The following is a 13,065-nucleotide window of genomic DNA, read 5'->3' as shown; positions in this document are numbered from 1 at the left end:
GGTTCACACGATGGTCAGAAACACTGAAACTGCTTTTGTTCCAAATCTGCGCGGAGGCGACGGAACGATCGAGATCCGTCATATTTTAAACAAGGATGAACTCATGGGACACGCATCCATGTACGCCCACGTGATCATCCCGGCCCACGCCAGCATCGGATTCCACCAGCATGTGGAAAACACCGAGCCGTACTACGTTCTCAAGGGAAAGGGAATCTTTGAGGACAACGATCACACCGAGACCGAGATCCACCCGGGCGATGTCTGTGTCATCGAGGTTGGCCAGAGCCACGCGATCAAAAATCCTTTTGATGAGCCGCTTGAGATCATGGCACTTGTGATCAATGAGCGTGGAAAAGAGATCTAAACCCGCGCGTCCCAGTCCATTCGAAGCAGGAACACGATAAAGATGATCGAACTCAGCGTCCACGTCAGCGGGTACGCTGAGGAGATCGTCCGGAAGACGGGAATGATCCGGATCGCGATCGTCACGTAGAGCACGCGGATACCGCACCAGCAGATCAGCATCGTAAACATCGGGACAATGGATTTTCCCACGCCGCGGAGTACTCCCGTCGCGCAGTTGGAAAACGCCAGCAGAAAGAAAAATAAGGCAACCGTTCTTCCGTGGATCGTTCCGAATTCGATCGCTTCCGGCACATCCACAAAGATCCGAAGCAGGATCGGAACCCAGATAAAAAGACAGATCCCTACAAGCTCCGCCATCGCCATTCCGAACGCCACACCCATCACGGAACCTTTCTTCGCGCGGTCCGCTTTCCCGGCACCGAGATTCTGGCTCACAAAGGTTGTCAGCGCCATGGACATGCTCATGATCGGAAGAAAGGCAATCCCCTCAAGTTTCGCGAAGGCCCCCTGTCCGGAGATTGCAAAAGCTCCGAAGGTATTGATATTTGACTGGACCACAAGATTTCCGACACTGATCACGGAATTCTGGAGTCCCGTCGGAAGTCCCTGTGTGATCACCTGACGGATCATGGAGCCGTTGAAGCGAAGCTCCTTAAAATGGATCGTCGCAGCCCCTCCATCCTTCACCATGCGGATCATGCATAATAAAACACTCAATCCCTGGGCGATCACCGTGGCAACAGCAGCGCCTGCGGCACTCCACTGAAATCCCGCCACAAAGATCAGATCCAGGATCATATTCACTATAGAAGAAAAGATCAGATAATACAGGGGATGGACACTGTCCCCCACTGCCCTCATGATGTTCATGCAGATATTGTACATGATGACGGTGGAGACACCGGCAAAATAGATTCCGAAGTACAGTCTCGCCTCCACCATCACGCTGTCCGGCGTGTTGAGCCAGCCGAGAAGGATCGGAACAAAAAACAAACCGATGAGCGTCGCGAAAACCGAGAACACGATTCCCAGAAGAAAGTTTGTGTGCACCGCGCACCGTAATTTTTCCTCATCCTGTGCCCCGAAGTATTTCGAGATCACGACACCGCCGCCCACAGCGATCCCGGCAAAAAACGTGATCACCGACATATTCACATTCGATGATAAGCTCACCGCCGCGAAGGCATCATTGCTCGCGAAATTTCCGACGACCCAGGCATCCGCCATATTGTAAAGCTGCTGTAAAAGCTGTCCTAAAAAGATCGGGATCATAAACCTGAAAAGTCCTCGTCCGATCGGACCTTCTGTCAGATTCCCATCCTTCTTCCCACTACCGGCTCCTGCCCTTTTCCGGACTAATCCCATGCCATTTCCTCCCTCAGTATCAGACCATTCGTCCTTCATATGCTTCAGGTATTGTCCGCATAGTACGGACTTTTGTCGTTTAAGTGACACATTGTAACTAAAATAATCGTATCATGTATGACCAGGGATGTCAAGTGACGGAACGGTCCCTGATCTTATGAAAACCAAAGGAGATTTTTCTTATGCCGCAGATCAAAAAAATCACTGATCTCACAGCGCCGGAACTCGATTTTTTTTCCAGATATTCCGAGTCCCAGCTTTTCCATATCAACGAACCGAAACCGGGGATCTTCATCGCAGAAAGCCCAAATGTGATCGAACGCGCCCTCAATGCCGGGTATGAACCGCTCGCTGTCCTCATCGAGGAAAAACAGGCCGATGATCTGATCCCGAAGCTCTTTTTTGCTTACCCGGAGCTTCCTGTGTACACCGCAAAATTCGATCTTCTGACAAACCTCACCGGCTTTGCCTTAACCCGCGGCCTGCTCTGTGCCATGAAGCGAAAGCTCATGCCGTCTGTGGCGGAGATCTGTGAGGGAAAACACCGGATCGCTGTCCTTGAGAATGTCATGAACCCCACAAATATCGGAGCGATCTTCCGCTCCGCCGCGGCCCTTGGAATGGACGCGGTGCTCCTGACCTCCGGCTGCAGCGATCCCCTCTACCGGAGAGCCGCCAGAGTCAGTATGGGAACCGTCTTCCAGATCCCGTGGACCTTTTTTCCGAAAAACGCAGATCTCTCCTGCGGCGGACTTGAAACCCTAAGATCTTTAGGGTTTCAGACGGCTGCCATGGCGCTGAAGGAAGATTCCGTTTCCATTGATGATCCGAAGCTTCTGGCTGCTGAAAAACTCGCCGTGATCTTAGGCACCGAAGGGGACGGCCTCGCCTCCGCAACCATCGGCGGGTGCGATCATACGGTCATGATCCCGATGGCCCATGGGGTAGATTCGCTGAATGTGGCGGCCGCCAGCGCAGTGGCATTCTGGGAGTTGACGAAAAATAGAAAGGATCTGATATCATGAAAAAACAGGCATTATTCTGCATGGTTCTTGCAGGTACTCTTATAGTCGGAGGATGTGATCAAAAAGCTGCTGATTCCACCGCCGTCACCGCGCAGGTGACCGAAACATCCGACTCCGCTCCGGCTGACAAACCGGACGGCGCTCCGGGCGATAACTCCGATAAACCCGGAAATCTGCCGGACGGGGCTCCGGGAAGCATGGACGGAAAGCAGGCACCGCCGGACGGCGGGAACGGAGGTCCCGGAGACCCGGGCGGACAGAGTGCTGCTCCGACATCCTACAAGGCAGTCTCAAGCTACTCCACCGATACTGAGGAGGATGGGAAGACCTACACTTCCACAGGAGCTGATGAGAGCGCAGTCCTCGTCACCGACGGTGCGAAGGTCACCTTAAAAAATTTCACGATGGACCTCAACTCCGCTGACAGCACCGGAGGCGATAACTCCAGCTTTTACGGAACCGGTGCCGCGGCACTTGCCACCAACGGCAACCTGACACTGACCGGCGGCACCATCACCACCGACGCAAAAGGCGGCGCAGGTGTCTTCAGCTACGGCGACGGCAATGTCACCGTATCCGACACCACCATCACCACAAAACAGGATACCTCCGGCGGTATCCATGTGGCAGGGGGCGGCACACTCACAGCCTCCAACCTCACCGTTGAGACAAACGGTGAATCCTCCGCGGCGATCCGAAGCGACCGCGGCGGCGGTACCATAACCGTCGATGGCGGAACCTACACCTCCCGGGGAACTGGCTCCCCAGCAGTCTACTGCACTGCCGACATTACCGTCAATAACGCGGCGCTCACTGCTGAAAACTCTGAGGCTGTCTGCATCGAGGGTCTGAACTCCCTTTCTCTCACAAACTGCTCTCTCTCCGGAAACATTCCGGAAAATGAACAGAATGACTGCGACTGGACCGTCATCCTCTATCAGAGCATGTCCGGTGACTCAGAAGTCGGTGAAAGCAAATTTTCCATGGACGGCGGCAGCCTGACCTCCTTAAACGGCGGTCTCTTTTATACGACAAACACGGAGAGTTCCTTCTATCTTAAGAATGTGGACATCACCTACTCCCCGTCCAATAACTTTTTCTTAAAATGCACAGGAAATGCCAACAAACGCGGCTGGGGCCAGTCTGGAAATAATGGTGCCGACTGCACCTTTACCGCAGATTCCCAGGAAATGAGCGGCGATATCCTCTGGGACAGCATCAGTAATCTGGATCTGAAGCTCACAAACGGCACCATCTTGACAGGTTCCATCCTTCAGGACGAGACAAACGCCGGTGACGGCAGTAACGGAACCTGCAATGTCACGATCGACGCCCTCTCCGCCTGGACCGTAACCGGAAACAGCACCGTCACCTCCCTCACCTGTAACGGCTCCATCACAGGCGATGACGGCAAAAGCGTGACGATCGCCGGCACAGACGGCACTGTATTTGTGCAGGGTACTGGCAAATATACGATCACGACCGGTTCCTACAACGAGTAAATTTTAAACTTTGACCTTCTGTTATTTTTTTAACAATTTCTTCCATTTTCGTTGTATACACAACATACATTATATTTTGGTTATGCTATACTAAGCCCATCGCATAGCAAACCAAGTAACTGTTCAGTGCCTCACAGTTACATGCAAAAATCCATTCCAAATCGGCTTCGCCGATGGGATTTTTGCCTTCAAGCCTGTGTTTTATTACGGTCAGCGCAGCGAGTGCGCAGACCTACTGAACAGCTACCAAACCAACACCATTTTGCAAATACAGGAGGTACCCCATATGACTCAGACCATCAACCCAAGAAAAGCAGCGATCATCGGCTGCGGCTTCGTTGGCTCCGCCACTGCCTTCACTCTTATGCAGAGCCGCCTTTTCTCCGAGCTCGTCCTTTTAGACGCCAACGAAGCGAAAGCCGACGGCGAGGCAAAGGATATCGCCCACGGGATCCCCTTCGCCGGTCAGATGAAGATCTATGCCGGAACCTACGATGACATCGCCGACTCCGCCATCATTATCATCACCGCCGGCGCCAATCAGAAACCAGGCGAAACAAGATTGGATCTCGTCCATAAAAACGTAGCCATCTATAAAAGCATCATTCCGGAGATCTCCAGACGGGACTTTCAGGGCATTCTCCTCATCGTCTCCAACCCGGTAGACATCCTGACCTACACGGCCCTGAAGCTCTCCGGCTTCCCGGAAAACCGTGTCATCGGTTCCGGCACGGTCTTAGACACCGCCCGCTTAAAATATGCCTTAAGTGAACATTTAGGTGTCGACAGCCGCAGCGTCCACTCCTTCATCATAGGTGAACATGGTGACAGCGAGATCGCCGCCTGGAGCAGCACCAACGTGTCCGGAATCCCGTTAAACACCTTCTGCGAGATGCGCGGCCACTATAACCATGATGCCGCCATGGACCGCATCGCCGAAGAGGTAAAAAACAGCGCCTACGACATTATCTCCAAAAAACAGGCCACCTACTACGGGATCGCCATGAGCGTCAAACGGATCTGCGAATGCATCATCCGAAACGAACGCTCCATTCTCCCGATCTCCTCCATGATGCATGGAGAATACGGGATCAGCGGCATCTCCCTCAGCATGCCGGCGATCGTGGGACTCAACGGGATCGAGACCCACGTTCCGATCTCACTGGACGCAGATGAAGCAGAAAAACTCCGGGAATCCGCCGAGACCCTGAAAAAAATAGCTGCAGAGCTTGATCTCTCCACAGCCATCAGCTAACCTTATATCATCTGCCGAACACAGCAACGACAGATTTTTAACCTAACAAGGGGAAACACGCCTCGCGAGTTTCCCCTTGTTATCGCGACAGTCGCCAAGGTCTCGCGCAAGCGCGGACTTTGGCTCGTTGTTCGCGACATTCTTTTTTACAACTACTGTAATTCCGCGTAATCCTCCGGCAAAAACCGGTGGTAGATCAGATGACAGCCCTCGTCCTTAAAGCAGTAATAATACCGGTCCGGAATCCCATCCGCAAAGTGGAAAGCCCAGTCGAAATCTCCATCTTCGATCTTCTCAAACACCGGCTTTGCGGACCACTGACGGAAGAGTTCTCTGATCTCCTCAAGACTGCATCCATGCGTCCCGACGAGATCCACCAGATCCTGAATAAATTCCCGCCCTTTCATCTGCTCATGCACATAGACACTTCCGGTCTCCGGAATCAGAAAACAGAACCGGTCTCCCTTCGCCGTCACGCGGACTTCTCCCAATGTCCCCTTCATACGCGCCTCAAGACCATTCAGCCGCGCCTTCATCTCCTCCGCCGTATCTTCACTCCCGAAAAAGTGGTTCAGCGTGGACACCGGATAATAAAGCCGTATCACTTCCGGCCGGAATCCCAGCTTCGCCTGCTGCTCCTTCACCAGATCGATCAGATTCTCTTCCAGTCTTCGAAATCCCATCCTGCCAAATTCTCCTTCTTTTTACGCCTTCACATCAAATACATCAGCAACATCACAGAGCAGCTTGCGGATCTCAAGATGCTGCGGACATACCTTCTCGCACTTTCCGCACTTGATACAATCCGACGCTTTTCCGTTGTTCCGTGTGTGGATTCCATAATAAAAATTGGAATTCGTATTCTGGTAGGTCTTCTTCGCATTCATGCACGCAAACAGATCCGGGATCGAGATCTTCTTCGGACATCCGTCGACACAATAGCGGCATTCGGTACACGGGATCAGGTTCTTTCCGCGGAAGATCTCGCGCACCTTCTCGACCGCCTTCATCTCCCTCTCATCAAGGGGTTTGAAGTCCTTCATGAAACTCACATTTTCCTTCATCTGCTCCAGACTGCTCATTCCGGAGAGGACCATCATGATACCCGGGAATCCCGCCGCGTAGCGGATCGCATAGGTAGCCGGACTGCCGCCGTGAAGCTCCTCAAAGACTGCCTTCGCGTCATCCGGAAGATTCGCAAGGCTTCCGCCGCGGACCGGTTCCATAACGATCACCTGTTTTCCATGCTTTCTGCAGATCTCATAGCATTTCCCGGCCTGAACTGCCGGATCATCGAAGTCCGCATAGTTAAACTGGATCTGGACGACTTCGATCTGCGGATACTCCGTTAAGATCTGCTCAAGGACCTCCGCGCGGTCATGGAAAGAAATTCCAAAGTGGCGGATCTTCCCCTCTTCCTTAAAGGTTAAAGCCGTCTCATACGCATGGCACTCCTTAAACTTCGGATAGTTTCCCATTCCCTGGGCATGCATCAGATAGAAATCAAAATAGTCCACACCGCAGCGCTCCAGCTGTGACTCAAAAAACGGGCGGATATCCTCTTCCTTCTCAAAATAAGCGGCCGTCAGCTTATTTGTAAGAATGTAGCTCTCCCTCGGATAACGGCTCGTCAGGCAGTTTTTGACCGCAAGCTCACTTCTCTCACCGATGTAGCCGTGAGCCGTATCAAAGTAGTTGAAGCCCTGATCCAGAAAATAATCCACCATCTGGGAAACCTGCGCCTCATCGATCTCTTCCCCGATCATAGGGAAACGCATACATCCGAAACCAAAATTCTTTTTAATCTTATCCATGCTGCTCTCCTTTTCTGAATAGATCCGGCACGGGCGGTGAAGGTCTTCACCGCTGCGTCCCAATCATACTCCTGCCTTTTCTCCGGCTGATCCGTCGTCCACTTTTCACGGTCCGGCAACGCCCGTCGTTGTGTTAAGTAACATCTTGTAACTTATTTTGATGATAGCATACGCCCACTCCCTTGTCAAGCGAATGAAAATCAATTATAATGATGATAACATAATGTCTTCGGTCAGTTTAAACTAACTTCCCGATTCCTACAAGCCGACCGGATCTTATCGATCAGCGAGAATTACATCAGACACTCAGGAGGTGATTCCATGACAGATTTCGTGCGAGCGCGAAGTGAAGAACAGAAACAGGCCAGAATGGCCGAGATCAAGGCCGCGGCGGACGAGCTCTTCTGCTCTGTCCCCTATCAGGAGATCACCCTCTCCACCATTGCCGGAAGGCTGTCCTGGACGCGGGCAAACCTCTATAAATATGTAACGACGAAGGAAGAGATCTATCTTGAGATCTGCTCCGATAAAATGCAGTCCTATTTTGACGATCTGTTCGCAGCATTTCCCGATGAGAAACCATTTACCCCGGATCAATGGGCTGCTGCCTGGGCAGATGTCCTGAATGCGCACCGTGACTATCTCCGCTACAGCGATATCCTCTGTACGATCATCGAGGTCCATGTCACTGCATGCCGCCTTGCCAGCTTCAAAACAAGCTACCATGCACGCCGGGATGCCTTTGTAAGGCTCATGGAAGTCCGTCTCGGCCTTAGCTCCCATGATGCCAGTGAAGTCTTCCTATCTGTCCTGTACCATGCTGCCGGTCTATGTGGAAGCTGCCACTCCAATCCGGTTATGCTGGAGGCTATGAAAATAGCCGGAATCCCATATAAAAAACGTGATTTCCGGCTCAACATGTATGAATTTATCCGAATGAACCTCTGGTTCTATCTCTCCGGTCCTGCCGGAGAAAATTCCTGCGTCATACCGTAAGAATATAGCACCAGACCGGAAGTGTGATCAGTGAGACGACCGTCGAAAAGACAACGATCTTCGTTGCAAGGCGGTCGTCTTTTCCATATTTGACCGCGAGAACGACGCTCGTGCTCGCTGCCGGCATCGCGGACAGGATCACACAGACCGCTGTGATCAGCTGATCAATGTGAAACAGACGGCAGCCCGCCAGAACGATGACAGGAATCAGGAACAGCCTGATAAACGTGTAGTAATAAACTTCTCTCGTGAACACCTCTTTAAACGGGATTTCCGCGAGCGTACATCCTATCAGAAGCATCGCGCAGAACGTGTTCGCCCCAGCGACCGTCCGGACTGTCTGGTTTACAAATCCGGGAAGCTGGAACTGAGATACCAGAAGTACCATGCCGGTAAAAATTCCGATGATACACGGATGTGTCACGACCTTCTTTAAAAGCTCTTTCTTCGTCGGCGCCTCCGTAAAATAAGTGAGTCCCACCGACCACATAAAGATTCTCGTCGGAATCGTGTAGACCGCCGCATACATGATTCCCAGATCTCCGAAGATTCCCTCAGCGATGGCGTTTCCGAGGATACCCGCATTTGAGACGATCGTCGCGTACTGCAAAACCTTTTTGCTCTCCTCGCTCCAGCCCGGATACAGCACACGGCTTAAAAGATTCGAAAAGATCTGGATCAGAAACGAGATCACGATCACTTCCAGTGTCAGCTTCAGAATATCCATGCTGAACTCCATCTGGAATGACTTCACGATACTCGCGGGAAGCGTCACATTCATCACGAGACTGCTGAGCAGCGCCTTTCCACTCCTATCGATCATCCCACTCTTCCTGAGGTACCATCCCAGCGCAAGGATGCAGAACATCATGCCCTGCATATTAAACAAACTTGTAAAATCCATCACGTGCTCCTTTATTGCAAACTGACGTTATTGTACTGCTTCCCCTCCGATCTTGTCAATCTCTTCACTTTCACCAATCTATGTTACTGTTCACGCCTTGCGCAAACAGTAACTGATTTTGCCGATGCTTCGCATTCCAAATCGGCAAAATCCACTACTACCACTGTATTGTACGGAATTTTCAGTTCAGAAAATTCCTACCCGTGTACAGTAACCAATCCATCTCCCTTCTGCCTGCCCGTCTGGATATAAATTCTTGTCACCGTTCCCTATCAGTGGTACAATAACCCCAATTTATACCATCTCACAAAGGAGGTCCCACCATGGAAACCAACATCAAAGTAAGAAACGCAAAATTATCCGACGCTCCGAGAATCCTTGAGATCTACACCTATTATGTAGAGAACACCGTGATCACCTTTGAATACGATGTCCCTTCCCTTGAAGAATTCGAGAACCGCATGATCGATATCATGAAAAAATATCCTTATCTCGTCATCGAACGTGACGGCAGGATCGAAGGCTACGCTTACGCCCATCCTTTCGTCGGCCGCGCCGCCTACGACTGGGCCAGTGAGCTCACAATCTACCTGGATCACAATGCGAAAAAATGCGGGCTTGGAAAGAAGCTCTATGAGGCACTGGCTGAGCGGCTCAAAGACATGGGAGTTCTGAATCTTTACGCCTGCATCGGATATCCGAAGATTGAGGACGAGTATTTAAATAAGAACAGTGCCCAGTTCCATGAGCATCTTGGGTTCCGGCTTTGCGGGACTTTTGAGAACTGCGGGTATAAGTTTAACCGGTGGTACGATATGATCTGGATGGAAAAGATCATTGGGGAACATACAGCGGATCAGGCGGCGGTAAAGCCATATTCCTGTACCGAATAATATGGCGAAAGGTACGCGCAGGGAAGACTTGGGGCGCGGACACTTGAGGGATTCCAGGAGGGTTCCTCTAAGCTTGCCGAAGAATGCTAAGGACGGAGGACATGTGCCACAACTCGCTTCGCTCAGACAAGCGGCACATGTCCTCCAACGCATTCTCCGGCGAGCCAAGAGGAAACCAGCTCCCTTCACCCAGGCGGTCCGTGCCCCAGGTCTTCCCTGCGCTGTGTATTGGCTGAATTAAGAAAGAAATTACTGACTCTCTCTGCTTTTGTGTCCTGTGCTTAATTGCTTTCTCCATACTGAGAATTAACTGGATAAAGAACGTAATTACAAACACTTTTCATTCATGTGATCTATATCTGGAGTCTTCTCTGCACTATATACTGGTTAGATGAAAAAAGGACTTGCACATCTTGTTTTAGCACGCTACAATGGTAAACGTTCGATTTTGACATAATATAAGCTTACAGGAGATGTGACATGAATACGAATGAACGAACTGACAAGCGCCCTGTCTGGCGCGGTGAACTTGCTCTTCTTATTGTGATTTTGATCAACAGTTTCGGTGTTGTCTTAATGCTGGACTCCGGTGCCGGAATTTCGGCGATCTCCAGCGTTCCGTACGCTTTTTCTGAATCCTTCCCGGCTCTGACGCTCGGAACCTGGACTTATATCTTTCAGGGGATTCTCGTAGCTGCCCTCATGATCTTACGGAAAAAGTTTGTTCCTACATACCTCTTCAGCTTCGTTGTAGGCTTCGCCTTCAGTAAGATGTTAGATGTATATAAGACCGCCCTCGCGGGCCTCACGATGGGGATCGGATACCAGATCGTCTATTTTATCGTGAGCTATCTCGTCATCTGCCTCGGAATTGCCCTCTCCAACCGCTGCGGACTTCCGATCATCCCGACAGACCTCTTTCCTCGAGAAATGGCCGATATTCTGAAGGTTCCATACTCCAGAGTCAAGATCACCTTCGACGTGACCTGTCTCGCCGTGACCGCGGGACTGACTTTCTGTTTCCTCGGTCATATCAAAGGGCTTGGAATCGGAACGATCCTCGCCGCGTTTACGATGGGTAAGGTCATCGGCATGATAGGCAATATACTGGATAGACACTTCCGGTTTGTGTCATTCCTCACAGAACGCAGCAAATCTGCGATTTAGGTCCTGTATTACTTTGTCTGTATTCATGTTGCTCCTCCTACCTTATAATTTTCCATATGCTTACGAATTCGCATTTAAACTTCATAATTTTAGGCAGAATCATAAAGCAGCCCACTCTTGCAGCTCTCCAATCTAAAATAGGAAGCAGTCCGTTTTAAAGAAATTTTTCAGTGAATACATTTAAATTTTCTATATAAAAAGCCGCCTGAGCTTTTTCCCCCATAGGTTCATAATCCTATCACAGAGAAAGACCACACGGCTTTTCTTATCTACGCCGCAATTTGTACCGCAGCTTTCTTTTCTGAATTCTTTACGCTAACACAGTCCCTTCCGGAAATGCGCCACGGAACACCTTGCGGACAAGCGGTCCCGCAATGATGAGCTGGAACGGCAGCGCCATCACGAAGTTCTTCGGGATATTCGTGAGCCAGATGATCAGCAGAGGACCGAAACTTCCGCCCTTTACACATCCCTCAAGGGCACCGTAGAGGGACATGATGATAACCATCGGAACCACCATGGAACAGGAAACTGCGAGCACCTTGTGGAGCACCGGACTCTCCGGCTTTACAAGAAAACGGAACGCGAATCCCTTCGCCGGTCCGGAGACCACGAACCAGTCCATGCACATTGCAAACACATAGGCGATCGGGAATCCGATCCAGGCCTCACGGATCGTTGTGAGGTTTAACGCTCCCATATGAAGTGTTACGTTGTAGATGCTCATCCAGAGCACCATGGTAAAACACATTAATACTGTGTAGATCAGACTTTCTCTCTTATTTCTTGGCATACATTTTCTCCTTTTTCAACCTGTAAATTCCTGTGAAAACGCCGTGGACATAAGAACCGTCTCTGACCATTCCTTCCGGACATATGACAGAAAAAAACAGCGAAGCCAATAAAACTCGTTGCGACTCCACTGCTCTTTTCGTGTACATCTCACTGCGTTCTCAATCTCTATGTGAACGCAGTATACAATATTTTTATATCGCTTCGTAAGTACTTTTTTCCACAAAACACCAATTTTGTATACTTGCACAAAACTTTAGCCCAATTCTATCATTTCATTATTCACATTCATCCTACCCCCACCATGACATCCATGGGATTCTAAAGCTGCCCCCACTTTCTATCGCAAACTTCATCTTTTTCATCATTGATCACAGTTTCTTCACAATTTTTTCATTGACATTCCCCCACAAAAGTCTTATTATGCTTAGCAAGCTAATAAATTAGTTTGCTAAGCATTTAGCAGACGATTATTCTACAGCTTCCAATGTATAAGGGGGAATTTGATCTATGAAAGAAACCGTTGGACGCAGTGTGGGAATGCTCTCCAACCTGATCCGCAGACACTTCAGTACCTTTTCTTTTCATGATACCTTAAGCGGCGCACAGGGAAAAACACTTCATTTTATTCTGGCACACGGGCAGGAATGCGATGTCTTCCAGAAAGATATCGAAGAGGAGTACAGCCTTAGACCACCGACCGCCACAAAGCTCTTAAAGGATATGGAAAAAAACGGACTGATCTACCGGGAGGCAGTTCCTTATGATGCCCGCCTAAAGCGCATTGTTGCCACTGAAAAGGCCATGCGGTATCAGGAACTGATCCACCAGAGTCTGGAAGAAACCGAAGATCGTCTGACCTCCGGAATATCTTCTCAGGATCTCGCCGTGTTTTTCAGGGTCATCAACCAGATGATCCGAAACATGTCCTGAATATCCGGACGGATCCCACCTGCAGAACCTGCATGTCCTCCTCTTCAGGA

At 50.4% G+C, this 13,065-nt stretch carries 13 protein-coding genes; 8 read left to right on the top strand and 5 right to left on the bottom strand.

Features of this window, described 5'->3' with window-relative positions:
- The first annotated feature begins 10 nt into the window (after positions 1-10).
- Positions 11-367 carry a cupin domain-containing protein gene (locus tag DWY93_RS11480; protein ID WP_117469330.1) on the top strand — a complete coding sequence of 119 codons (357 nt, stop codon included), beginning with the start codon at positions 11-13 and terminating at the stop codon, positions 365-367.
- Here DWY93_RS11480 and DWY93_RS11475 read toward each other — a convergent pair.
- Entirely contained in the window at positions 364-1,734 is a 1,371-nt protein-coding gene (locus DWY93_RS11475; protein WP_015554093.1) for an MATE family efflux transporter, read from the bottom strand. The genes DWY93_RS11480 and DWY93_RS11475 overlap by 4 nt on opposite strands.
- 182 nt (positions 1,735-1,916) lie before the next feature.
- Between DWY93_RS11475 and DWY93_RS11470 the strand changes: the two genes are divergently transcribed.
- The 3 genes from DWY93_RS11470 (at position 1,917) to DWY93_RS11460 (ending at position 5,516) form a co-directional block, all read left to right on the top strand.
- A complete protein-coding gene (locus tag DWY93_RS11470) occupies positions 1,917-2,759 on the top strand; it encodes an RNA methyltransferase (RefSeq protein WP_117469329.1) in 843 nt (280 codons plus the stop codon).
- Positions 2,756-4,261, top strand: coding sequence for a hypothetical protein (locus DWY93_RS11465; protein ID WP_117469328.1), 1,506 nt, complete (start codon positions 2,756-2,758; stop codon positions 4,259-4,261). Before DWY93_RS11470 ends, DWY93_RS11465 begins: the two co-directional genes overlap by 4 nt.
- A gap of 286 nt (positions 4,262-4,547) precedes the next feature.
- Positions 4,548-5,516 carry an L-lactate dehydrogenase gene (locus DWY93_RS11460; protein WP_117469327.1) on the top strand — a complete coding sequence of 323 codons (969 nt, stop codon included), beginning with the start codon at positions 4,548-4,550 and terminating at the stop codon, positions 5,514-5,516.
- A gap of 152 nt (positions 5,517-5,668) precedes the next feature.
- Here the strand turns inward: DWY93_RS11460 and DWY93_RS11455 are convergent, their stop codons facing one another.
- Together DWY93_RS11455 and DWY93_RS11450 are read right to left on the bottom strand one after the other, a co-directional pair.
- On the bottom strand, positions 5,669-6,199 hold the full coding sequence (locus DWY93_RS11455) for a DUF3877 family protein (RefSeq protein ID WP_117469326.1): 531 nt from the start codon (positions 6,197-6,199) through the stop codon (positions 5,669-5,671).
- 21 nt (positions 6,200-6,220) lie between these two features.
- Entirely contained in the window at positions 6,221-7,330 is a 1,110-nt protein-coding gene (locus DWY93_RS11450; RefSeq protein WP_117469599.1) for an aldo/keto reductase, read from the bottom strand.
- 321 nt (positions 7,331-7,651) lie between these two features.
- On the opposite strand from DWY93_RS11450, the gene DWY93_RS11445 reads away from it, so the two are divergent.
- Positions 7,652-8,326 (top strand): TetR/AcrR family transcriptional regulator, encoded by a 675-nt coding sequence (locus DWY93_RS11445; RefSeq protein WP_117469325.1) that lies wholly within the window; start codon positions 7,652-7,654, stop codon positions 8,324-8,326.
- Here DWY93_RS11445 and DWY93_RS11440 read toward each other — a convergent pair.
- Positions 8,316-9,230, bottom strand: a complete 915-nt coding sequence (locus DWY93_RS11440) for an AEC family transporter (protein WP_117469324.1) — start codon at positions 9,228-9,230, stop codon at positions 8,316-8,318. The two genes, DWY93_RS11445 and DWY93_RS11440, sit on opposite strands and share 11 nt — an antisense overlap.
- A 323-nt stretch (positions 9,231-9,553) precedes the next feature.
- Between DWY93_RS11440 and DWY93_RS11435 the strand changes: the two genes are divergently transcribed.
- Together DWY93_RS11435 and DWY93_RS11425 are read left to right on the top strand one after the other, a co-directional pair.
- Positions 9,554-10,123: a GNAT family N-acetyltransferase gene (locus tag DWY93_RS11435; protein ID WP_117469323.1), complete on the top strand. Its 570-nt coding sequence runs from the start codon at positions 9,554-9,556 to the stop codon at positions 10,121-10,123.
- Between the two features lie 480 nt (positions 10,124-10,603).
- A complete protein-coding gene (locus DWY93_RS11425; RefSeq protein ID WP_117469321.1) occupies positions 10,604-11,290 on the top strand; it encodes a DUF6198 family protein in 687 nt (228 codons plus the stop codon).
- Between the two features lie 310 nt (positions 11,291-11,600).
- Here the strand turns inward: DWY93_RS11425 and DWY93_RS11420 are convergent, their stop codons facing one another.
- Complete coding sequence (locus tag DWY93_RS11420) at positions 11,601-12,083, bottom strand: DUF2798 domain-containing protein (RefSeq protein ID WP_117469320.1); 483 nt, start codon at positions 12,081-12,083, stop codon at positions 11,601-11,603.
- 509 nt (positions 12,084-12,592) lie between these two features.
- Here DWY93_RS11420 and DWY93_RS11415 point away from each other — a divergent pair.
- Complete coding sequence (locus DWY93_RS11415; protein ID WP_117469319.1) at positions 12,593-13,015, top strand: MarR family winged helix-turn-helix transcriptional regulator; 423 nt, start codon at positions 12,593-12,595, stop codon at positions 13,013-13,015.
- Positions 13,016-13,065: the final 50 nt, after the last annotated feature.

Source organism: Clostridium sp. AF28-12 (genome assembly GCF_003435225.1).
Taxonomy (GTDB): domain Bacteria; phylum Bacillota; class Clostridia; order Lachnospirales; family Lachnospiraceae; genus Pilosibacter; species Pilosibacter fragilis.
This window is presented reverse-complemented; position numbering and strand designations above follow the sequence as displayed.